A 20,789-nucleotide genomic window follows, 5' to 3' on the forward strand; every position below is an offset into this window, starting at 1 on the left:
ATGGGCGCGGAATTCGATCTCAACCTCATTCGGACGTTCGTCCTGCTCTATGAGACGAGGAGCGTGACGGCGGCGGCCGACGTCCTCGGCGTCACTCAGCCCACCGTCAGCTACGGGTTGGGCAAGCTGCGCAGGCGGCTCGGCGACGAGCTGTTCGCGCGCGGCCCTGGTGGTCTGGTGCCCAGCTCGGAGGCCGAGCGGCTCTATCCGCCGCTGCGCACCGCCATCGAGCAGCTCGACGTGACCATCGGCGCCGCAACACAATTCGACCCGTCCGGGCCCATCAGCTTCTCGATCGGGCTCACCGACCTCGGCGAAGTGAACTCGCTGCCGCTGGTGCACACCGAACTCGCGGCCCGCGCGCCCGCCGCGACGTTGCAGGTGCACGCGTTCGACATCGACACCGCCGAAGATCAACTCACCCGCGGCCGGGTCGACGCGATCGTGGCCAGCCCGGTGCTGGATTCGGTGCGGCTCAACCGGGTGCCGCTGTTCACCGAGGGCTACGCCGGGATGGTCTCGGCCGACCATCCGCGGCTGCGCGGTGCCACCGCGACCGACGCCGAACTCCGAGGTGAACGGCATATCGTCGTCGAAGGCACCACCGGTCATCCCGCGCCACGGGAAGCCCTGCGCGCACACGGACTGGAAGGACACATCGCGGTCCGGGTCACTCGCTTCGCCACGCTGCCGTATGTCGTGCAGGACACCGAACTCGTCGCCATCGTGCCGAACCGGATCGCTCGCGCCATGGCCGGGACGCATCGGGTCCGGACCTTCGCACTGCCGTGGCCCATCGAGCCCGCCGAGATCGCCGCGTATACGCGCAGGCCGCCGGGGCGGAGCGCCGCGCAGGCGTGGTTCCTGGATGTGATCCGCGCCGCATTACAAGACTTGCCGTGAACCAAAGGGGGAACCACCCCATCTGGGGATCGTTGGTACCAGCCGAAACTTTCGACCGGCTTGACGGCGCACGAGGCTTACGCCATCATCCGTGTCACCCAATAGCTCTCGCGAGGCGCTACCGGTAATCCCCGTTGGGCAATCCCTCCGTTGCCCATTCCTGCCACCATTGATCGCGGCCGTCCGAGTACCGTCCGCGAATTCCGCCTGCCTTCGACAGAAGAGTTCGACATGACGATCCATCGCAGGTCCCTCCCCCGATTCGCGGCAATTCTGCTGCTGGCCGCGGCCACCTCGCTCGGCGTCACCGCCGCGACGGTGCACGCGGCGCCACCCACCGGATATCTACCGGCCATTCCCTATACCGAGGCGGCGGGAACTCCCCAGTTACTCGATCTCTATCTGCCGAGTGCGCACCCCGGTGGTCCCGCGCCGCTGGTGATCTATTTCCATGGCGGCGGGTTCATTTCCGGCAATCGGACCAATTCGGGCATCCCGCTGCCTTGGGGGTCGGTGGCCGATATCGCCCACGCGCTCAATCAGCGCGGCTATGCCATGGCCAGCGTGGACTATCGCCTGAGCCCGCAAAGCCAATGGCCCGCTCCGGTTTTCGATGTCAAAGCCGCGGTGCGCTGGCTCCGCGCGCATGCTGATACCTACGGCTTCGATACCACCCGATTCGCCGCATGGGGAGACTCGGCGGGCGGCTATATGGCCAACATATTGGGCACCACCGGCGATCGGCCCGAACTCGAAGGCGACGGCGGCAATCCCGGCTATTCCAGCCGGGTGCAGGCTGTGGCGGATTGGTTCGGTCCAGCCGATTTCACGACGATGGACAGTCAGAGCCTGCCCGGGGGCCTCCCGCACGACGAAGGCTCACCCGAACAGCAGTATCTGGGGTGCGCCCCGTCGAAATGCCCGGATCGGGCGCGCGCGGCCAGCCCCATCACCTACGTCAGTAGCGACGACCCGCCATTTCTGTTGCAGCACGGCGTTATTGATCACCTGGTGCCTTTCGGGCAGAGCGTTCAGTTGAGCACCGCGCTCAAGAATGCCGGAGTGCGCACCCAGTTCTTCAATTACCCGTTCACCGACCACGAATTCGTAGGTGCCGTCGATCCTCGGATAATCGGGCAGCAATTCTTCGATTTCCTGGACCTCGCCCTGGGCCACCACGCTTGATTCCGAACGTGGTCAGCGTGATTCGTGGTCGCGCAGCCAACGTCCGAGGTCGATGAGCGGCTCCGGCCGAATCGGGCCGATCGGGTCGTGCTGCAGATCGCTTGCCTCGCTGAGGGAATGGCCGGACCGGGGATAGGTGCGCAGGGTGTGATCGCGACTTCCGTTGGCCGCCAGTGCCCGATCGAGTCGGGTGGCCGCGTCTACTGACACGTTGCTGTCGTTCTCGCCATGCAAGGTGAGGACAGGCAGGTCGCGGAGTGCGGTGGCCTGCGCGGTGACATCGGGTAGCGCGGAGGGTGCACCGTAGAGACGGAAGACGCCGCCCGCCAACTGCTCGTCGACGAACCTCACTGCCGCAGTGGGCAGTTCGTTGTCCAGGTCGATTCTGCCGTTGCCGTCCGGGTCGAAAGTCGGGTTGACGACGGTGCGCTCGGAGCTGACGTCGTCACCGAGCACGCCGATGAGTTCGTGCGCCACCACACCGCCGTCGCCGTGCCATGCTCGGCTCAGTTCCGCGGCGCCCACCGACCCGTCGACCGCGAAGTTCCGGAGATAAGGCCGCACGACGCGTTCCCATTGCGCGATCAGACCTTCCCGCCAAGGGATACCGACCACTCCCTGCAGGATGATCCCGCGCAGGTTCGGTATTCCGGTCGCGGCCGCGGCGGCAACGGTCGTACCTTCGCTCCAGCCATAGAGATACACCCATCGCGGATCAATCCTCGGGTCGTTTGCCACCGCGTTGACGGCACTGTGCACGTCATCGACGAGCTGCGACATCGTGAGCTCGGTGCCGAAACGTGGATCGATATCGCCGAGACCGTTCACGTAATGCTTGTTGTACCGCAACGCGGCGAACCCTTCATCCGCGAGCGAGCGGGCGACATCGGCGAACAGATGGCCGCGTGAGGTCGCCCCGTCGCTCGCGTCGTCGGCATTGAGATCCTCCGGCCCCGACCCGCCGACGAGCACGACGAGCGGCGCCGGTCGGTCACCCGATGGGAGAGTCAGCTCTGCCTTCGAGACGAAGTCGCCGAACGACATCGTCAACGCGGAAGAAGTCACGGAAGCGTCCGACTCGGCGGTACCGGAGCAGGCCGTCGTGACGACGGTGAGGAGACCGAGCGAGACCGCGAACAGTCGACGTGAGCGCATATCGCAAGACGGTATTCAGCGGTATCTCAACCGTCATCCCACCGGAGTACGAGCAAGATTCAGTACCGGCGAGCCACTACCGGCAATGACGTCGCCCGGCTCGAATTCGGACTGTCCGCCGCGTCGAACGGCCGCGGGAAGCTCGGGGCCTGACCGCTTCTCAGGTGCCCTGCGGGGCGAGGACGATGTCGAATCGGGTCTGTGTCCATGCTCGGTCGCCGAGGTCACGGCCGTCCGGTGTCGCGGTTCCCGGTGCGTGCTCGACGAATTCCTTGATCAGGGACTGTTTCACGCCGAAAACGCTGTCCTTGTCCAGCAATTCGTCGCCGCGGACGAAGATGTGGGTAACCAGCGTGCGCATCCCCTCGGCGGAGACCATGAAATGCAGATGGGCGGCGCGGACGGGTGAGCGGCCGACCGCTTCGAGCAGCAGGCCGACCGGGCCGTCGTGCGGGATCGGGTACGCCGTCGGCGTCAGTCCCCAGAAACGGAATTCGCCCTGCGCGTCCGAAAACAGGTGGGCCCGACCGGATATCCGGCCATCGGGGTACTGGACATCGTATTGACCTTGATCGTCGGCTTCCCAGACTTCGATGCGCGCACCGGGCAGAGGCGCACCATCGGTGTCGGTGACGGTTCCCTCGACCCAGCACGGTAGGCCCGACGCCACACCGGCGATGTCGCCGCCGAGTTCGATGTGCGGGGCGTTCTCGACGAAGAACGGACCGAACACGGTCGCCTCCGTCGCACCTTTGTAGGCCTGGTTGTTCACGGAAATGCATTGCGCGGAGGCACCGAGTACGTCGGAGAGCAGGATGAACTCCTGACGCTTGTCGTCGGTGATGTTGCCTGCGGCGGTGAGGAATTCGATCGCGGCCTGCCATTCGTCCTCGGTGAGCCGCACCTCGCGGATGAAGGCGTGCAGGTGCCTGGTGAGCGACTGCATCAGGAAGCCAAGACGCTCGTTGTCGGCATTGCCGAAGGAGGCGAGAACGGTCGCCTCGAGTGCGTCCTCGGCTTCGCGTTGCTGCGGCGAGATCGGCTGTGCCGCAATGTTGAATTCGGTCATCGTGCCCTCTCCTATTGTCCCGCCGCCGCGCCGACCAGCGCGGCGCGCAGCAGTGTCTCGAGGTTGTCCGCCGTCACCGGACGGGGGTTGCTTGCCGGAATGTTGGGCAGGATCAGTTGTACCGCTTCGGGGATGTCGGCTTCCGTGAATCCGTAGTCTCGTAGTGCGGTCGGCGCACCGGTATCGGCGCGGAGCTTGTCGAGTCCGACTGTGGCAGTGACGCTTCCGAAAGCGTCGGCGAGACGTTGCTCGATATCGGGGACGGCGGCGGAGTTGAACGCCAGCACGTGCGGCAGGATCGTGGCGTGTGTCTGGGCATGCGGCAAGCCGAACGCGCCGCCGAGAACATGGCAGATCTTGTGGTGCATACCGGAACCGGCCGAGGCGAACGCGACCGCGGCGAGATACGCGCCGTAGAGCACGCGTTCGCGGCCGACGGTTCCTTCCGGGTCCATGACGACCAGCCGAAGACCCCAGGACAGTGCGTGCACCCCCTCGATCGCGAGGGCCTGGTTGATCGGGTCGGCTCTGGGTGCCCACATCGAATCGACGCAATGCGCGAGCGCATTCAGCCCGGAGGCGACCGACAATTCGACGGGCAACGACAGCGTGAGTTCCGCGTCGTAGATGACGGTGACCGGCAGGACCGCGTTGTCCACGCCGGTGGTCTTGCGGGCCGCCTCGGTCAGTCCCCAGACGTTGGTAGCCTCCGAGCCCGCGTAGGTCGTCGGGATCGCCACGATGGGCACCGCGTGCACCATGGCGATGGCCTTGGCTAAACCGGTCGTCGAGCCGCCGCCGATACACACCAGCAGGTCGGCATCGACCTGCGCCGCCGCTTTACGCGCGGCCTCCGCCTTCTCGATCGGCACGTGCGGCGCGACATCGGTGTAGACGAGTGCGACGTCAATGCCTTCGATCAGAGTGGCCGCGATGGCCGCCTCCGATTCCGCGGCGATCACCATCACTCGTCGTGCGCCGAGCCGGGCGACTTCCGCCACGAGGTGCGTGGCCGCCGCGCCGGTGCCGAATAACACTCGCTGACTCAAGGTTTCGTGTTCGAAGCGCATGCTCAACTCCCGAGACTCAGGATCGCGGAAAGGGACTCGTACAGCGCCGACGCGGGATCGGCGGGAAGTGTCGCGGATCGCCACCCTACGTGCTTGTCCGGCCGCACCAGCACAACACCATCTTCCGCCACGCCGCGTAGCTCGGACCAGTCGAAGTAGAGGTCCGAATAGGGCGTTCCCGGTCCGATGACGACGGTGTCGAGGTCGATGCCGAGTTGTTCGCCCACCTTCGCCGCGGCAGTGACCCACTGGTCGCCGGTCGTTCCGGTGAAGAGGGTGAATTGCCCATAGGGCGACAGGTCGTGCGTCGAGTATTTGTGGCTACTGTCCCCCACCCACGCATGCGGGAACCTGGCTCCGGGGAAAGTGGATGGCTCGTAGTACAACTCGGGATCCCTGGTCGGCGCGGGACGCTCGCTGCCGTCCGCGACCACCGCACTGGACGTATAGCACTGCCCCAATTCGACACCGTGGGCGTTGAATTCGTAGTTCTTGATCTCCATCGCCTCGCTGATCGCGCGGCGCTTGGCGGCACCCGCCGGAGTGTTGTCCTTACGGGACTCGATCAGCGCGGCCATCTCCTGAGGTGTTTCGGCCTTGTCGATGCCGAGCGCCTCGAAGAGCTTGCCGAACTCGCGACTGGACTTGTTGGCGCGCCGCACGATCTGTTCGGCGACCGGCGCACGTTCCACGGAGTACGTATCCAGCAACGCCGGACCCGCCTTACCCGCCAGCACCGCAGCGATCTTCCAGGCGAGGTTGTACGAATCCTGGATCGAGGTGTTCGAGCCCAGACCATTGCTCGGCGGATGCCTGTGCACGGCGTCGCCCGCGCAGAACACGCGACCGGCCTGCATTCGGGTCGCGTACTGTTCGTTGTTGCCCCACAGCGACTTTCCGGTGATCTCGACCGCCAGATCGGGCACCCCGACCAGGTTGCGGACGATCTGGGTCGCCGATTCGTCGGTCACTTCCGGTGGCGGCCCGGCGATGTCGTAGCCCCAGACGATCAGCCATTCGTTCCATGGCCGCACCATCCGAACCAGACCGGCGCCGATGCCGCCGATGTTCGATCCCGGCTGGACCACCCAGTACAGGACTGAAGGCCGGTCGCGCACAAGGTCGCCCATGTCCGCCTTGAAGGTGATGTTCATCGATCCGGCGATATCCATCCGGCCCTGCATCGGCAGGTCGATATCGGCGGCGACCTGTGATCGGGCACCGTCCGCGCCGATCAGGTACTTGGCCACGATGGTGTACTCGACTCCGAGCAGCCGGTCCGCCACCAGCACTTCGACGTGATCGGAATGCTGTGTGTGCGAGACGTATTCGGTGGAGAAGCGGGTGTGCGTGCCGCGCATGGTCGCGTTCTTGACCAGGATCGGTTCCAGATATGTTTGCGGGATATCGCAATTCATCGACGGCGACGCGAGTTCGTAGTCCGCGTGCCGCTTGGGATGGGTGCCCCAGGTGTGGATGCGACCGAGTTCGTCACCGGCGAGAGACGTGCAGAAGACCGTATCGCCGATCATCTCGTGCGGCGTGGCGTCGGCCAGCACCTGATCCTCGATCCCCAGGTCGCGGAAGATCTCCATCGTCCGCTGGTTGGTGATATGTGCGCGTGGCGTATTGGCGGTCCACCGATACTTGGTGATCATGATGTTCGGCACGCCGAGCGTCGACAGAAACAGCGCCGCCGACGCGCCCGCAGGACCGGAACCGACTATCAGGACATCCGTTTCGACAATACGATCGTCGAAGCTCACCATTGTTCTCTCTCCACCTGAATCTTGGCTCCGGTCGCGGCCTGGACCTCGTCCACGCTGCACCCCTCGGCCGTTTCTACGAGCAACAGACCGTCCGGCGTGACATCCAATACCGCCATGTCGGTGATAATCCTGTGGGCACAACGCATTCCGGTGAGTGGCAAGGTGCAGTCGGTGAGGATCTTCGGTTCGCCGCCGCGCGAAACGTGCTCCATCATCACGATCACCTTGCGCGCACCGTGCACCAGATCCATCGCGCCGCCCATCCCCTTCACCAGCTGTCCGGGGATCATCCAGTTGGCCAGGTCGCCGCGCTCGCTCACCTGCATGGCGCCGAGTACCGCGACATCGACCGCGCCGCCGCGGATCATCCCGAACGAAGCCGCCGAGTCGAAGTACGCGGCACCAGGCAGCACGGTGATGGTCTCTTTGCCCGCGTTGATCAATTCCGGATCGAGCTCGTCCTCGGTCGGGTACGGCCCTACGCCCAGCACCCCGTTCTCCGAGTGCAACACCACGGTCATGTTGGCGGGCAAGTGATTCGGCACCAAGGTCGGCAGGCCGATGCCGAGATTGACGTATTGTCCGTCGCGCAGTTCGCGCGCGACCCGGGCGGCCAACTGATCACGGCTCAGCGTCATGCGCGCACCGTCCGCTTCTCGATACCCACCCGCACCGCACCGACATGCACCACGCGCTGGACGTGAATCCCCGGCGTGTGCACCTGATCCGGCGCGATCACACCCGGCTCCACCAGATGCTCGACCTGCGCGATGGTGATCCGCCCGGCGGTCGCCGCTGGCGGATTGAAATTGCGCGCGCTGAGCCGATACACGAGATTGCCGTGCCGATCGCCCTTCCACGCGTGCACCAAGGCATAGTCGGTGACGATTCCCCGCTCCAATACGTAAGTGACACCATCGAATTCGCGGGTCTCCTTGGGCGAACTCGCCACCGCGACGGCACCGTTGCCGTCGTATCGCAACGGCAGCCCACCGTCGGCGACCTGGGTGCCGACACCCGCTGGAGTGAAGAACGCGGGAATCCCCGCCCCACCCGCGCGCATGCGTTCGGCGAGCGTGCCCTGCGGTGTCAGTTCGACTTCCAGCTCACCGGAGAGGTATTGCCTTGCGAACTCCTTGTTTTCACCGATATAGGAGCTGACCGCCCGCCGGATCCGATGTTCGGCCAACAACACCCCCAACCCGAAACCCGCAGTGCCACAGTTGTTGCTGACCACCTCGAGGTCGGTAGCACCATGCCGGAGCAGCGCCGCGATGAGCACTTCCGGCACACCGACCAGACCGAATCCGCCGACCGCGAGGGACGCGCCATCGGGGATGTCGGCGACCGCTTCGGCCGCCGTGGGAACAACTTTGTCCATCGGTCGCTACCGCTGCGCCCGGCGCTGGACCATGCGCAACAAAGCGCGGGTGCCCAGTGTGCCCAATCGCGTGTCGATCACGGCGGCCTTGTAGAGGCGTCCGGCCATGCCCGGGAAGTCGGCGTGGGTCTCGGCCCGCAGCGTCGTCTGTTCGCCCTCGGTCGCGAGATGGAAGATGACCGCATAGGTCGAGAACCGGTGCCGCCCGGTCAGAGCCAGCTCGCGCTGCGGATCGGCACGCACGATCGCGAAGCCCGGCAGGGCGGAGCCGACGAAGAGCGGGTCGCCCGCGGCGGCGGCCGGCCGCAACCGCAGCAATCGACCGCCCAGCTCCACACCGCGCGAACCCGCTCGCCCGATTACCGCGCCGAGTTCGCGCCAGACCACCGCCGAGGGCGCGTTGATCACCACCGACTGGTCATCGACCAGCCGTAACGGTGACAGGTCGACCGACTCTTTCCCGGTCATGGGTCCCTCGATTCAGTGCGTCGCTGCCGTTGCAGCCGCAACTGTAGTGTAAGTACGTCTCCGTAGCTACGGTTTCGTACTTATGAATCGCAGACCTCCGTCCAGGAGGCTGGCCATGACCGCGGCGCCGACGCCACCTGTAACTACAGCGGAATCGAATCCTGCTGTGCCGCACCAACTTCGACCGTCTCGGCACCGCGCGTATGTGCGGCTCGAGACTCCGCGAGCTCCTTCGAGGTGATCGAACTGACCACTTGCACAGAATCCGGCTCGATGCCCGATTCAGAAAGCGGGCTCCCTGGCCTGCGCAAGAGCAGCCAGCCGCTCGCAGCAACCAGCGCACCGACGGCGAGCAGGGTGTACGAGTCGCCGAGCAGGAATTGCCAGAGGTTCCAACGGTATTCGCGACCGTTGGTCTGCGGCACATCCCAGACCAGCCCTTGCGGCAGCAGGGGCAGATCGGGGTCCCACCAGCCGACCCGATCGATCCGCATCGGCCACGCGAACACGAACAGGTAGACGGCCGCGGGCACCGCGATCCGGACACCGAGCGGTCGATCGCGCAGCGCGCGGAACACCCACATCAACGCCGGAACAATCCACACCCAGTAGTGCGTCCAGGAGATCGGCGAGGCGAGCAGCATCACCGTGGCCGCGAGCAGCGCGCCGAGCAATTCATCACCGCGCAGATACGCGATCCGCGCCGCGGCTATTCCGGCGAGACCGAGCAGACCGGCGCACACCAGCGAGGAACTGCTGTCCTCCCAGGTCGACCATTGGAGGCGACCGAACAGCCCGTTGATCGATTGATTCTGCACATAGGCGAAGCCGATTCGGTTCTGCGACGTCATGGTCGTGGTCCAGAATTCCAGCGCCTGCGTCGGCCGATACCAGAAGCCGATCGCGACCGTCGCGGCGAAAGCGGCGCACGCGGTGGCGGCGGCCTTGAATTGCCGGGTGATGAGCAGATAGACGACGAATACGGCGGGCGTGAGCTTCAGGCCGGTCGCGATGCCGATGAGAATGCCACGGTACCAACGATTCTTGGGGAGGGCGAGGTCGGCGAGCACCATCGCCATCAGCAGCACGCTGAGCTGCCCGAACTGCAAGGTCTGCTGGACCGGCTCGAGCCAGAGTCCGGCGGCGCCGACGGCGATGGTCAGCGCGACCAGGACAAGCCCGCGCCGCCGACGCTGCAGCACCCCGGCACTCCACACGCTAATTCCGAGCGACACCAACGTCATGACGACAACGCCGGTCCCGACATAGTTGATCGGGAATTGGGCCAATTCCGCGCAGATCCACGCGGCGAAGACCGGATAGAGGAAGGGCAGTCCCAGCGGGCCGCGTCCGTCGTACAGCAGTTCGGGATGTAGTGCGGCCATCGAGCCGCCCCACATATAAACCTGCAGGTCGACCTGGTGCCAGTACATATCCCAGTTCGGCCGGATGAATGCCAGCCAGGCGCCGACGGAGACGCAGGCGAACACGATCGCGGCACCGAGTACCGCGAATTCACGCGAGGCGCGCGGCTTTCCGATCGCACCGGTGCCGCGCTGTTCTCCTGTTTGCAGCATGACAGCCATGGAGTTGTTTTTCCTTCATCAGGTGAGGCAACACACGCAGACCAGCAACTGTTTAGCTAAACTAAGATCAATCATCCTATCACTTAACTCGCGGGTGTCGCGCGGCCCGAACCCGCTGCTGTGGAACGCATCTCACGAACGCCATCGACCTGCGAAAACACCGCGAGAACGATGCCCTAACCCCAGTTCTGCGGGCATGACTCCGAGCCGTCGCCCCAATACGATCCGGCACAGACAGACTGCTCGTCAGACGTCCTGAACACCGGGCGGCGGGGCTGACGAATCGCTCTGACTTCGATGACGAACCATGGGAGGAATCGTCAGTGAACGATGATCGGGCGGGGGAAATCGAGTTACTGGACCACGGACGTAGTGGCGTGCTCGGGCTGGGTACGACACTGCGCTGGTTCCGTGATCCGCTGGCCGTGATGGAACGGCTGGCCGACGAACAGGGACCGGTCGCGGGGTTCCGGATCGGGATGTTTCCGGCTGTGCTGGTGACCGGGCCTGCGGAGATCAACGAGGTACTCGTCTCGCGCGCCGCGGAATTCCGGCGGGCGCGGGCGGTGACGGGCACGCTGTGGCCCGCGCTGCGCGAGGGATTGATCATCTCCGAGGGCGAGGTACATCGCACTCAGCGTGCGATGGTCGCGCCGCTGTTCACCGCGCGGCGGGTGCCGAAATACGTGGACGTGATGGCCACCCGGATGCACACGCACCTGCGGAAATGGCAGGCGGCAGGTGAGGTGGACCTGCTGGCCGGGGTGCAGGAGATGATGCACGACGTCGTCGCCGGGCTGCTGATCGACGAACCGCTCGACGCGCACCGGGAGGTGGTCGAGGCGGCGACCCGGATCTTCGACTGGGAGATGCGGGCGATGTCGCGACCGATCGTCGCGCCGTTGAACATTCCGACGAAACGCAACCGCGACTTCATTCAGGATCTCGCGCTGGTGCGTGACTGGGCCGCCCGCGCGATCGACGTGCGACGCCGGAATCCCGAGCGGCACAACGACATCGTGTCGGCCATGCTCGCCCAGCGCGACCGCGACGGTGCGCCGATGAGCCCGGACCGGCTGGTCGACGAGGTGATCAACCTGTGGGCCGCGGCGCACGAAACCAGCGCCGACGCGATGTTCTGGACGGCGTACGCGCTGTCGCGCCATCCCGGCGTCGCCGAACGCGCCGCCGCCGAGGTCGATCGGGTGCTCGGCGATGCGACGCCGACAGCCGAGGATCTGGGGCAACTCCCCTACTGCCTGCAGGTGTTCAAGGAATCGATGCGGTTGTATCCGCCGTCGCCCGCGTTCCTGCGCGAGGCCGCGTGCGCGACGCGGATCGGCGATTACGCCATCGCCGAGGGCACGATCGTGTTCGTCGCCCCGTACGTGATGCACCGGTCGGCTCGGCAGTTCCCTGATCCGGCGAAATTCGACCCCGATCGCTTCGCACAGGAGGCGGACCGGTCGTGGGAACGGCTGTCCTACTTGCCGTTCGGCGCGGGCGAGCACGTCTGCATCGGTTCCGCCCTTGCCTTGTTGGAGGGGCAGATCTTCACCGCGCTGCTGCTCGCCGGCGGCACGGTGCGGATCGACCGGGACGCCGCGATGAAGTTGACGATCAACCTGCGCCCGAAGCGCGAGGCCAGGGCCGTGTACGCACCGAGGCGAGCGTCGAGCCGGTCCAGGATCGAGGTCGGCGAACCGCGATGACCTCGATGTCGCCGTCACTGTTCGGCCGCACCGTGGCCGCGTTGTCGGGTCGATGCAGCCAGCGGACGTCGATCAGCCGAGCCGCCACCGAGCAGATCGATCGCATTCTGCTGTTCGCGCTCGGTGTCGGCGTGTGGATCTTCGGCGCGGGCGACGCGGCCGAGATCGCCGAGCAGTCGCGGCACTTCCCCGGCTGGTGGACCGCGCTCGCCATGTTCGGTGTGTTCGGCACCGCGCTGCTGCTGGCCGCGACCGCGCTGCAGGCCGGGCTGCCCATCGTGCGGGTCATCGCGGCAACGCACGCAACGGTTTTCGCGATGGCCGTCGGGCTGTCCGGGTTCGCGGTGCTGCCCGGGCAGGTCATCGACGATGTGGAATGGATCTATCGGCTGGTTCCGCTCGGCGGGGTTGCGGCAACGCTGGCGTGGCGGACGCCGGCCACCGCGATCTACGTCGTCGGCGTCGGCGTGCTTGCCGCATCGTCCACCGGCGAGGCCACCGGCGACCTCGGCTGGACCGAGTTCGCGCTCACCTCGATGCGTATCCTCGGCATCACGGTGACCTTCGTCTACATCACCGAAACAGCGCGTCGCGCGGCCCGCCTGCTCGACAAGGAACGGGCGCGCGCACACCAATTGGCCTCGCGCGCGGCGGCGGACGAGGCGCGGGCCAGCGAGCGGGCGCGCTTCGCCGGCGTGATCCACGACAAGGTGCTCGCCACCCTGCTCGACACCTCGCGCGGCGGCTGCCCCACCATGCTTGCGCGGCAAGCGAATCAAGCGCTCGGTCAGTTCGCGGCCATCGGGCGCGTCAACGACATACGCACCGATCTCGAGGCGATCGAGACGATCGCGCGCGAAGTGGTCGGCGCCACCGAGGCCGAACTGCGCGTGCAGGTTCGCCACGATTACAGCTCGGCCGATCTGCGCATCGAGGCCGCCGCGGTGACCGCGCTCGCCGAGGCCGCGGCCGAAGCCGTTCGGAACAGCGTGCGGCACGCCGAGGTGCCGGGGCGTTCGGTCGCGCGGCAGTTGTCGATCATGGCGCGCGCGTGCGGGATCACCGTGATCATCGCCGACGACGGGGCAGGTTTCGATCCGGCGCTGATCGCGGCGAACCGGCTCGGCGTCACGGTGAGCATCGTGCAGCGGATGCGCGAGGCGGGCGGCCGCGCCACCATCGACTCCCGTCCCGGTGCGGGCACCCGAATCACGTTGGAATGGAACGCACCCGATGACACCTGACGACGGCGACCTGAGCCGACTGCTCAGCGAGCACCGCGCCACCATGGTGACGATCATCGCCGTGGTGCTCGCCACCGACGCCGCCGTGGTGATCCGCTCGGTGCGCCGGGCCGAGCTGCCGCTGTCGGTGTCGCTGGTCGCCGCGGCCGTGCTCATCGCCATCGCCACCGTTGTCGTCGTGCTCGACACCGGGAAACCGATCCACCAGCACGCCGCGGCCTTCGTGGCCGCCGCCGGTCCCGTCGCGACCTTGATCGCCCACGAACAAGTCACCGCCGAACTGCACGCGCACACCAGCGTGTGGACCGCCTACACCGCGGGTAGTGCGCTGGCGATGCTCGTGCTGCGCGGCCGAAACGTGTTGGCCTGGACCGGAACCGCGGCCACCTGGATCGCCGTCGTGCTCGCCGCCGGCGGCGAACCGACCGCGTACGTGCAGGCCGTCGTGCCGATGGTCAATGTCGCCATCGCCGCCGTCTTCGCCGCCATCATGCGCCCGACCCTGCGGTCGCTGCACCACCTCGAAATCGAGTCCACCGCCCGCGCCGTGAAACAAGCCAGAATCGACGCCCAGAACGCCGAACGCAAACGCCAACTCAACCGCCTCGACCGCCGCGCCCGCCCGATGCTCGAACGCATCGCCGCCGCCGTCCCCTTCCAACCCGAAGAACGCGAGGAATGCCGGCTACTCGAAGCCGAACTCCGCGACGAACTCCGCGCCCCCCAACTCGCCACCCCCGAACTACTCGCCGCCGCCCGCGCCGCCCGCCAACGCGGCGTCGAAGTAATGCTCCTCGACGACGGCGGCCTCGAAACCACCGCTCCCCTGCTCTGCACCCGAGTCCGCCACGTGGCCACCCGCGAACTCGACAACATCCACGACGGCCACATCACCGTCCGAATACTCCCACCCGGCCGCCACCACCTCGCCACCGTCCTGGTAGACGGACAGAACGGCAACAAACGCATCGAAATCGACCGCGCCGGAACAGTAACCGTCACTCTCGACCGAGTCGCCACCGGCCGCTCCGACGACCAATCCGGCGAAGCCATCGCCTCCTGCGTCCGCCACGTCGACTGACCAACCAGCTGGTCCGATCCCGCACGCCCGATCGTCTGCGGACGCGCGGTCACCGACCGTTTCGCCCCAACGGTGATTCGTTTGCCTCTGGGCTTTGTGCGGAACGATCGAGACGAACAATTCCACTTCACGATACGAGCCGGACCGGCGTGAGGCGGTCGATCAACGGCTCCCAGGAGCGACCGCCTGCATGACGAAATCCACTACTGGACACGCGATCACGAGGAATTGATGCTACTGCCCTCTCGTTACCGACGCCAGTTCCCTCTGATCGGACGACCAGCAGCTGGGGAACCATGCGATTGGCGGAATCGAATGTTGGGGTGGACCAATCCTTTGGTAAAGCATGATGGTGGGGTGCTCGACTATGACGATGAAGCGACTCACTATGACCGGACGCGGGGCGGGGGGCCGAGGGCGGAGGCGGCGGCTGCTGCGCTGGATGGGTTGATCCCTTCGCGCAGTGTGGTTCTCGATCTCGCGGTCGGTACCGGGATTGTGGCTGCCGAGCTCGAGGCGCTCGGGCATCGGGTGGTCGGGGTGGATCTGTCGGTCGGCATGCTGCGGCATGCCGGTCGGCGGCTTCCGGGCAGGGTGGCGCGTGCCGATGCCACTGCGCTTCCGCTGCCGAGCAGTTCGGTCGACACGGTGACCGCGGTGTGGTTGTTGCACTTGCTCGATGATGCCGAGCCGGTGCTGGCCGAGGTGGCCAGGGTTCTCCGGCCCGGTGGGCTCTTCCTCACCACCGCGGACAAGATTGCCGCAGTCCGGGTGGCGTCCAACACCATTCGCGAAGACCGGCCGCACACCGACACCTGCGCTCAGCTCACCGCGCTCGGTGCCCGGCACCACCTTCAGTTAGCCGCGGCGACATCCTTCATCGGCCATGGCCAAGGCCAACCGGGCGGCACCGACCCGCGTTACCCCGTCCTGGGTTTCCGCCGCGCCGGCGACAGTGCGAGTTAGCGGGCGTCGCAGCGACATTGGTTGCATCCGCCGCATATGACGTCGCCTGCCGAGGCGAGACACACTGCGGCGCAGTCGCATCCGATCATGAGCGTGCCAACTCGGCAGGTTCAGGTGGCCTGATCATCGGAATCGGCCAGGCGCGAGGTCACGTCGCCGACGAACCGGGTGAGCAACGTGCCGAAGACCCGCCGGTCCTCGTCGGACCACTCGGCCACCGCATCGGTGAACCAGCCGAGCACGGTCTCCAGATACCGGCCTGCCGCCGCGTCCCCCTGCGAGGTCAGCTCGATCAGCCGGGCGCGCTGGTCATTCGGGTCGGTGACCCGGTGCACCAGCCCGCGTCGCTCGAGTTCGTGCAGGTGCCGGGTGACGTGCGGGCCGACGACCTGCATTCGGGTGGCGATCTCGCCGACCCGCAGGGGTTGGCCGGCCATGCGCAGGGTGATGAGCACGGTCAGCGCGGGCCGGTCCAGTGCGATGCCGACCCGGTCCATGGCCCGCTCCGTCAACTGGCTGCGGTTGAGCACCGCGCTCAGTTGCATCAGGTGCGGCAGCACTGCCGACGGGTCGAGCCGGTCGTCTTTCCTGTCGCTCATCTCACCTCTTACTTACCTAAGTTAGGTATATAGTTGGCCTAGGCGCCCCGATAAAGGTAGCGATCGTGCGGCTCCGAGAAGCATACCTAAGTTAGCTACATGAACCGACAGCTACCGAGGAGTGGAAATGAGCACTGTCTTGATCTCCGGCGCCAGCATCGCGGGACCCGCCCTGGCCTACTGGCTGCACCACTACGGCTTCGATGTCACCATCGTCGAAAAGTCGGACACCCTGCGCGGCGGCGGCTACCCCATCGACATTCGCGGCACGGCAGTGGACGTGGTCGAGCGGATGGGCCTGCTGCCGGAACTGCGGGCCGCCCACATCGGCACCCGCCGGCTCTCCTTCGTCAACCCCGACGGCAGCCTGATCGCCTCGCTCGACCCGGATGCCCTCAACGGCGGCGTCGAAGGTCACGACCTCGAGGTGCCCCGCGGCGATCTCACCCAAGCCCTTTATGCCACTATCCGCGATGACGTCGAATTCCTCTTCAACGACTCCATCGCCGCACTCGACGACCATGCCGACGGCGTCGACATCACGTTCCGCAGTGGCACCCGCCGCACGTTCGATCTCGTCATCGGCGCCGACGGCTTGCACTCCGGCGTCCGAACTTTCGTCTTCGGCCCCGAGGAACAGTTCCACCACTACCTCGGCTACTGCTTCGCCGGCTTCACCATGCACAACGACCTCGATCTGTCCCACGAGGGCGTCGTCTGGAACGTCCCGGGCCGCGGCGCACCCCTCTACGCCGTGGGCCACGGCGAAAACGTCCACGCCTTCCTCGCTTTCGCCCGCGCCGAGCCCCCGTTCTACGCGTTCCGCGACCCGGCCGCGCAACGCGAACTGATCGCCTCCGTCTTCGCCGACGACGGCTGGGAGATCCCGCGCATGGTCAGCGCGATGCGCACCGCCGACGACCTCTTCTTCGACGTCGTCAGCCAAATCCACCTACCGCGTTGGTCCGCCGGTCGCGTCGCCCTGGTCGGCGATGCCGCCTATGCCCCGTCGTTCCTGACCGGTCAAGGCTCCAGCATCGCCCTGGTCGGCGCGTACATGCTGGCCGGTGCACTGGCCACCAACGCCGACCATACGAGCGCGTTCACCGCCTATGAGCAGGCCACCCGGCCGTACGTCGAGCAGAACCAGGCGCTGGTCAGCGAAGGCGACGCCGCGATGTTCCCCCGCACGGCCGAGGCCCTGGCACACCGCAACGCCGCCCTCCGGGAGCTCTCCACCCTGCCCGGCGGTACCGGCCGCGCGGCGCATACCGCACTGCGCCTCCCCGCCTTCACCGCTTCCTGAGACCTGGGCATCACCGGGTGCGGGCGAGCTCGGCATGCCAGCATGGGCTACATGAATCCGGTCCCAGAGAGTCGAGCACTTCCCTTGCGGGCGAACGACTATGACAGCTTCGCCGAGGTGTACACGGCCGAGAACGAGAACAACCTGTACAACGCCTACTACGAACGGCCCGCGATGCTCGAGCTCGCCGGAGCCGTGGCCGGCCGACGGATCCTCGACGCCGGCTGCGGCTCCGGCCCGCTGTTCGCGGCGCTGCGCGATCGCGGCGCCACCGTGACCGGCATCGACGCCAGCGCCGCAATGCTGGAGCTGGCACGACAGCGCCTCGGTACCGAGGCGGAACTGCGGTGCGCCGATCTCGCGGACCCACTCCCCTTCGCCGATGGCGAGTTCGATGATGTCGTCGCGTCCCTGGTGCTGCACTACCTGCAGGATTGGGGGCCGGCGCTCACCGAACTGCGCCGCGTCCTGACACCCGGCGGTCGACTACTCGTCTCGGTCGACCACCCTTTCGTGGCCTACGGCATGCAACGCCAGGCCGGGCAAAGCCCCGACTACTCAGCGACCTATCAATGGAACTTCCACTGGACGTTGGGCGACCAGACCGTCCCGATCAGCTTCTGGGCCCGACCACTACACGCGATGACCGACGCCTTCACCGCGGCAGGCTTCCGCATCTCCACCATCAGCGAGCCGCGGCCCGTGCCAGCGGCCCGCGAGCTGTTCCCCGAGGCATACCAAGCCCTCACCACGAGCCCGGGCTTCCTGTTCTTCGTCCTGCAACCCGCCTGACCGCTCAGTGCGCGCTTCGGTTGTCCAGCACCAGGTCTCGGTATTCGGCGGCTAGGCGGTGGCAGTCGCCGGGCCACCTTGCCGAGATGTAATTGCGGTCGTGGACGGTGAAGCCGCGGTTCCGACGAGTTGCGGTGTCGCGGCGTGGGATCAGCGGGCCGCGGGCGAATTGGCGGGGATCGCGTAGGGCGGCAGTCACTTCCGCCTGCACGGTTTGGGGATAGGTTCGGTAGTAGGTGCCCAAGCGTAGGCGGGTCAGGTTCCAGGCCGAAAGTTCCAAAGTGGCTGTGACGGCGGTGGTTCGGCGGTCGTACAGCACCGAGCGGCCGGTCTCCGGATCCGTTGCCCTGGCCGCGAGCAGAACTCCGTGGCAGACGGCGGCGACCGGCTTTCCGGCCAGTAGTGCGTGCCCGAAAATGTTTTGGGCGGTGGTTGATTCGAGCATCGACTTCATGCCGGGAGCGTGGCCGCCCGGCACGAAGACGCCCGCGACCTCCGCGTCGACGACGTCGGAATACGCCAGGGGCGACTGGAAGTCGGGATCTTCGCGCATTCGGTCGTAGTCGTGTAGCGCGTCGGAGCGGGTCATGAGGAGTGGGGAAAGAACGGAGAAGCCCTGTTCGACCAAGCGGTCGTCGGCGAGGGCGACTCGCCCCTCCGGGGTGGCGAAGCGGACGGGGATCCCGGCGTCCCGCAGTGCGGCCCACGGCACCGCCGATTCGGTGGGGTCGTAGTCGTGGTCTGGCAGGAGGAACAGGATCATGTACGAAGAGTAGCCGGAAGGTTGCCAGTCAGAGTGGCAATGGTTGGCGGGCGGGGCGGGTTCGACGCCAGGCGACGGCGAGGAAGGCGATCAGGCCGAGGAGGGGCAGCGAGGCGATTGTCCAGCTCAGGGGCAGTGGCGGGCCGGGTTGGTCGAGGACGTGGATGCCGTCGAGGGTGCCTTCACCGTGGCCGAGGGGGCCGTCGAGGGTGAAGCGGAAGCTGTAGTCGCCGGGATCGTTGATGGCCAGGATGTCGAGTCCCCAGGAGTCGCGTTTGCGGGGGTGCCGGACGAGTGGCGCGTTGCGTTTCCAGGTGCTGTAGGCCGGGCCCGCGATGCGAAAGGTTCCGGTTTTGTCGGCGATGCCACCTTCGGGCATGAAGGTGAAGTCCAGCGACTTCATGGCACGGATGGGCCAGGTGGAGAAGCCGACGGTCATGGCGTAGGGACCCACCTGGACCCGTTCGGTGTGCACGATGTCGACGGGAGCGTAGGCCGAAGCGGGGGCGATCGCGACCAGCGACAGGGTGAGGGTCGCCAGCACGGTGAGGGCGAGTTTGCGCAGGGTGATCATCGGGCGGTCTCCGTTGCGGGCATGGGCAGCATGCGGGTGAAGCGGCCGCCGAGGAAGCCGGCGAGCAGGCCGAGCGGTATCGCGACCAGGGTGGACATCGCGACGTCGCTGAAGGCGAGGTGCGAGAAGGCGTGGATGAACAGCAACTGCAGCGGAAAGGTCACGCCGACAACGAGACCGGTGACCAGACCGGCCGCAAGCACGATCTTGTTCGCGTCGTAGCCACGGGTGCGGGCCAGCCAGAACAGACCCTCCACCGCGACGGCGGCGAGGAGCAGGAACATCGGCATCATGGCGGGCAGCGACGGTGGGCGCGAGCCGAGCCCGTCCCGCAGCGGCAGCCCGATGGCCGAGGCGTAGGTTTCCGCGGCCCACGGCGAGAACCACCACAGGATCGCCTGGATGATGCCGAGGGTCAGCGCGATGGCGATGGCCGCACCGGGGCGGGCCAGCACGGCGGCACCGAGGACCAACAGCATCGGCCCGAAGAACACGGTCCCCAGAATCATCGAATTGATCGGCAGTTCCAGGTTGTTCAACGCCTCGGCGAGGATCGGCGCGAAGGTGATCAGGATCGGGACGGCCAGGACGATGCCGACCTGGCCCCAGCGATGGTCGCGGTGCGACGCGAAGACCATGATGCTGCCGATCATGGTCAGCGTGATCGACAGGAACAGCGCCACGTGCGACGGGGTGTTCAGCACCGCGTCGAAGCCGTAGATCGAATGCCACTGCATATCGAGCAGGCCGTAGAGCAGGAACAACGCGGCACCCGCCCCGGCGACCATGTAGCCGAGTGGCGCGGTGAGGTTGCTGCCGAACACTCGGATGGGTGTGCCGCCCAGCGCGGGCACGGGCCGTCCGGCGCGCTGGGCGAAGGTGGCGATGAGCACCATGGCGAGGCTGGCGAAGCCGGCCAGCGCGCTGCCGGAATACAGGAACAGATGCGGCAGCGTGAAGAAGGTGTCGGGGCCGACGTCGTTGTGCCACTGGATATCCCAGCTGAGGCCGATCAACGTGACGGCGGTGCCGAACAGCACACCCCAGGCCCCGACCCGGGCGGCGGTGCTGTTGTCGGACGCGCCTGCGGCGGTGTTCGGCGCGCTGTCGATCGTGTCGGACGGTGCTGAGATATTCATGACGAGCGGTCCCTCCTCTGTAGTGGT

At 66.5% G+C, this 20,789-nt stretch carries 20 protein-coding genes; 8 read left to right on the top strand and 12 right to left on the bottom strand.

The window, feature by feature from the left end; all coding sequences use genetic code 11:
• Both ACIBK2_RS04995 and ACIBK2_RS05000 read left to right on the top strand, forming a co-directional pair.
• Positions 1-903: a LysR family transcriptional regulator gene (locus ACIBK2_RS04995; RefSeq protein WP_396963765.1), complete on the top strand. Its 903-nt coding sequence runs from the start codon at positions 1-3 to the stop codon at positions 901-903.
• Between the two features lie 231 nt (positions 904-1,134).
• Entirely contained in the window at positions 1,135-2,088 is a 954-nt protein-coding gene (locus ACIBK2_RS05000; RefSeq protein WP_396963767.1) for an alpha/beta hydrolase fold domain-containing protein, read from the top strand.
• 12 nt (positions 2,089-2,100) lie between these two features.
• Here ACIBK2_RS05000 and ACIBK2_RS05005 read toward each other — a convergent pair whose 3' ends face one another.
• The 8 genes from ACIBK2_RS05005 to ACIBK2_RS05040 form a co-directional block, all read right to left on the bottom strand.
• Positions 2,101-3,243 carry an alpha/beta hydrolase family protein gene (locus ACIBK2_RS05005; RefSeq protein ID WP_396963769.1) on the bottom strand — a complete coding sequence of 381 codons (1,143 nt, stop codon included), beginning with the start codon at positions 3,241-3,243 and terminating at the stop codon, positions 2,101-2,103.
• A 160-nt stretch (positions 3,244-3,403) separates the two neighbouring features.
• Entirely contained in the window at positions 3,404-4,312 is a 909-nt protein-coding gene (locus ACIBK2_RS05010) for a dioxygenase (RefSeq protein WP_396963771.1), read from the bottom strand.
• An 11-nt stretch (positions 4,313-4,323) separates the two neighbouring features.
• Positions 4,324-5,382, bottom strand: coding sequence for a maleylacetate reductase (locus ACIBK2_RS05015; protein ID WP_396963773.1), 1,059 nt, complete (start codon positions 5,380-5,382; stop codon positions 4,324-4,326).
• A gap of 2 nt (positions 5,383-5,384) precedes the next feature.
• Positions 5,385-7,151 (bottom strand): FAD-dependent oxidoreductase, encoded by a 1,767-nt coding sequence (locus tag ACIBK2_RS05020; RefSeq protein ID WP_396963775.1) that lies wholly within the window; start codon positions 7,149-7,151, stop codon positions 5,385-5,387.
• A complete protein-coding gene (locus ACIBK2_RS05025; protein WP_396963777.1) occupies positions 7,145-7,789 on the bottom strand; it encodes a CoA transferase subunit B in 645 nt (214 codons plus the stop codon). Before ACIBK2_RS05025 ends, ACIBK2_RS05020 begins: the two co-directional genes overlap by 7 nt.
• The gene (locus ACIBK2_RS05030) at positions 7,786-8,532 is read right to left on the bottom strand and encodes a CoA transferase subunit A (protein ID WP_396963779.1); all 747 of its coding nucleotides are present in this window, start codon (positions 8,530-8,532) and stop codon (positions 7,786-7,788) included. The genes ACIBK2_RS05025 and ACIBK2_RS05030 overlap by 4 nt, the downstream gene beginning before the upstream one ends.
• 6 nt (positions 8,533-8,538) lie before the next feature.
• Positions 8,539-9,000: a hypothetical protein gene (locus ACIBK2_RS05035; protein WP_396963781.1), complete on the bottom strand. Its 462-nt coding sequence runs from the start codon at positions 8,998-9,000 to the stop codon at positions 8,539-8,541.
• Between the two features lie 143 nt (positions 9,001-9,143).
• Complete coding sequence (locus ACIBK2_RS05040) at positions 9,144-10,586, bottom strand: glycosyltransferase 87 family protein (protein ID WP_396963783.1); 1,443 nt, start codon at positions 10,584-10,586, stop codon at positions 9,144-9,146.
• Between the two features lie 323 nt (positions 10,587-10,909).
• Here ACIBK2_RS05040 and ACIBK2_RS05045 point away from each other — a divergent pair, with 323 nt between their 5' ends.
• The 4 genes from ACIBK2_RS05045 (at position 10,910) to ACIBK2_RS05060 (ending at position 15,589) form a co-directional block, all read left to right on the top strand.
• A complete protein-coding gene (locus tag ACIBK2_RS05045; protein ID WP_396963786.1) occupies positions 10,910-12,298 on the top strand; it encodes a cytochrome P450 in 1,389 nt (462 codons plus the stop codon).
• On the top strand, positions 12,295-13,542 hold the full coding sequence (locus ACIBK2_RS05050) for a sensor histidine kinase (protein ID WP_396963788.1): 1,248 nt from the start codon (positions 12,295-12,297) through the stop codon (positions 13,540-13,542). The genes ACIBK2_RS05045 and ACIBK2_RS05050 overlap by 4 nt, the downstream gene beginning before the upstream one ends.
• On the top strand, positions 13,532-14,623 hold the full coding sequence (locus ACIBK2_RS05055) for a hypothetical protein (protein ID WP_396963790.1): 1,092 nt from the start codon (positions 13,532-13,534) through the stop codon (positions 14,621-14,623). The genes ACIBK2_RS05050 and ACIBK2_RS05055 overlap by 11 nt, the downstream gene beginning before the upstream one ends.
• Before the next feature lie 315 nt (positions 14,624-14,938).
• Positions 14,939-15,589, top strand: a complete 651-nt coding sequence (locus tag ACIBK2_RS05060) for a class I SAM-dependent methyltransferase (protein ID WP_396963792.1) — start codon at positions 14,939-14,941, stop codon at positions 15,587-15,589.
• 110 nt (positions 15,590-15,699) lie between these two features.
• Here the strand turns inward: ACIBK2_RS05060 and ACIBK2_RS05065 are convergent, their stop codons facing one another.
• The gene (locus tag ACIBK2_RS05065; protein ID WP_396963794.1) at positions 15,700-16,188 is read right to left on the bottom strand and encodes a MarR family winged helix-turn-helix transcriptional regulator; all 489 of its coding nucleotides are present in this window, start codon (positions 16,186-16,188) and stop codon (positions 15,700-15,702) included.
• A gap of 127 nt (positions 16,189-16,315) precedes the next feature.
• Here ACIBK2_RS05065 and ACIBK2_RS05070 point away from each other — a divergent pair, with 127 nt between their 5' ends.
• A complete protein-coding gene (locus ACIBK2_RS05070) occupies positions 16,316-17,494 on the top strand; it encodes an FAD-dependent monooxygenase (protein WP_396963796.1) in 1,179 nt (392 codons plus the stop codon).
• A gap of 51 nt (positions 17,495-17,545) precedes the next feature.
• Positions 17,546-18,286: a class I SAM-dependent methyltransferase gene (locus ACIBK2_RS05075; RefSeq protein WP_396963799.1), complete on the top strand. Its 741-nt coding sequence runs from the start codon at positions 17,546-17,548 to the stop codon at positions 18,284-18,286.
• A gap of 4 nt (positions 18,287-18,290) precedes the next feature.
• Here ACIBK2_RS05075 and ACIBK2_RS05080 read toward each other — a convergent pair whose 3' ends face one another.
• Genes ACIBK2_RS05080 through ACIBK2_RS05090 form a run of 3 tightly spaced genes read right to left on the bottom strand, consistent with a single transcriptional unit; the run spans position 18,291 to position 20,762 of the window.
• Positions 18,291-19,049, bottom strand: a complete 759-nt coding sequence (locus ACIBK2_RS05080; protein WP_396963801.1) for a type 1 glutamine amidotransferase domain-containing protein — start codon at positions 19,047-19,049, stop codon at positions 18,291-18,293.
• 28 nt (positions 19,050-19,077) lie between these two features.
• Positions 19,078-19,623 (bottom strand): hypothetical protein, encoded by a 546-nt coding sequence (locus ACIBK2_RS05085; protein WP_396963803.1) that lies wholly within the window; start codon positions 19,621-19,623, stop codon positions 19,078-19,080.
• Positions 19,620-20,762 carry a hypothetical protein gene (locus ACIBK2_RS05090; protein WP_396963805.1) on the bottom strand — a complete coding sequence of 381 codons (1,143 nt, stop codon included), beginning with the start codon at positions 20,760-20,762 and terminating at the stop codon, positions 19,620-19,622. Before ACIBK2_RS05090 ends, ACIBK2_RS05085 begins: the two co-directional genes overlap by 4 nt.
• Between the last annotated feature and the right edge of the window lie 27 nt (positions 20,763-20,789).

It is taken from the genome of Nocardia sp. NPDC050175, from assembly GCF_044459885.1.
Taxonomy (GTDB): Bacteria; Actinomycetota; Actinomycetes; order Mycobacteriales; family Mycobacteriaceae; genus Nocardia.

Excerpts from the sequence above, each read along its gene's own strand:
- ACIBK2_RS04995 (WP_396963765.1), top strand. The coding sequence starts at position 1 with ATGGGCGCGGAATTCGATCTCAACCTCATTCGGACGTTCGTCCTGCTC.
- ACIBK2_RS05000 (WP_396963767.1), top strand. The coding sequence starts at position 1,135 with ATGACGATCCATCGCAGGTCCCTCCCCCGATTCGCGGCAATTCTGCTG.
- ACIBK2_RS05005 (WP_396963769.1), bottom strand. The coding sequence starts at position 3,243 with ATGCGCTCACGTCGACTGTTCGCGGTCTCGCTCGGTCTCCTCACCGTC.
- ACIBK2_RS05010 (WP_396963771.1), bottom strand. The coding sequence starts at position 4,312 with ATGACCGAATTCAACATTGCGGCACAGCCGATCTCGCCGCAGCAACGC.
- ACIBK2_RS05015 (WP_396963773.1), bottom strand. The coding sequence starts at position 5,382 with ATGCGCTTCGAACACGAAACCTTGAGTCAGCGAGTGTTATTCGGCACC.
- ACIBK2_RS05020 (WP_396963775.1), bottom strand. The coding sequence starts at position 7,151 with ATGGTGAGCTTCGACGATCGTATTGTCGAAACGGATGTCCTGATAGTC.
- ACIBK2_RS05025 (WP_396963777.1), bottom strand. The coding sequence starts at position 7,789 with ATGACGCTGAGCCGTGATCAGTTGGCCGCCCGGGTCGCGCGCGAACTG.
- ACIBK2_RS05030 (WP_396963779.1), bottom strand. The coding sequence starts at position 8,532 with ATGGACAAAGTTGTTCCCACGGCGGCCGAAGCGGTCGCCGACATCCCC.
- ACIBK2_RS05035 (WP_396963781.1), bottom strand. The coding sequence starts at position 9,000 with ATGACCGGGAAAGAGTCGGTCGACCTGTCACCGTTACGGCTGGTCGAT.
- ACIBK2_RS05040 (WP_396963783.1), bottom strand. The coding sequence starts at position 10,586 with ATGGCTGTCATGCTGCAAACAGGAGAACAGCGCGGCACCGGTGCGATC.
- ACIBK2_RS05050 (WP_396963788.1), top strand. The coding sequence starts at position 12,295 with ATGACCTCGATGTCGCCGTCACTGTTCGGCCGCACCGTGGCCGCGTTG.
- ACIBK2_RS05055 (WP_396963790.1), top strand. The coding sequence starts at position 13,532 with ATGACACCTGACGACGGCGACCTGAGCCGACTGCTCAGCGAGCACCGC.
- ACIBK2_RS05060 (WP_396963792.1), top strand. The coding sequence starts at position 14,939 with ATGTTGGGGTGGACCAATCCTTTGGTAAAGCATGATGGTGGGGTGCTC.
- ACIBK2_RS05065 (WP_396963794.1), bottom strand. The coding sequence starts at position 16,188 with ATGAGCGACAGGAAAGACGACCGGCTCGACCCGTCGGCAGTGCTGCCG.
- ACIBK2_RS05070 (WP_396963796.1), top strand. The coding sequence starts at position 16,316 with ATGAGCACTGTCTTGATCTCCGGCGCCAGCATCGCGGGACCCGCCCTG.
- ACIBK2_RS05075 (WP_396963799.1), top strand. The coding sequence starts at position 17,546 with ATGAATCCGGTCCCAGAGAGTCGAGCACTTCCCTTGCGGGCGAACGAC.
- ACIBK2_RS05080 (WP_396963801.1), bottom strand. The coding sequence starts at position 19,049 with ATGATCCTGTTCCTCCTGCCAGACCACGACTACGACCCCACCGAATCG.
- ACIBK2_RS05085 (WP_396963803.1), bottom strand. The coding sequence starts at position 19,623 with ATGATCACCCTGCGCAAACTCGCCCTCACCGTGCTGGCGACCCTCACC.
- ACIBK2_RS05090 (WP_396963805.1), bottom strand. The coding sequence starts at position 20,762 with ATGAATATCTCAGCACCGTCCGACACGATCGACAGCGCGCCGAACACC.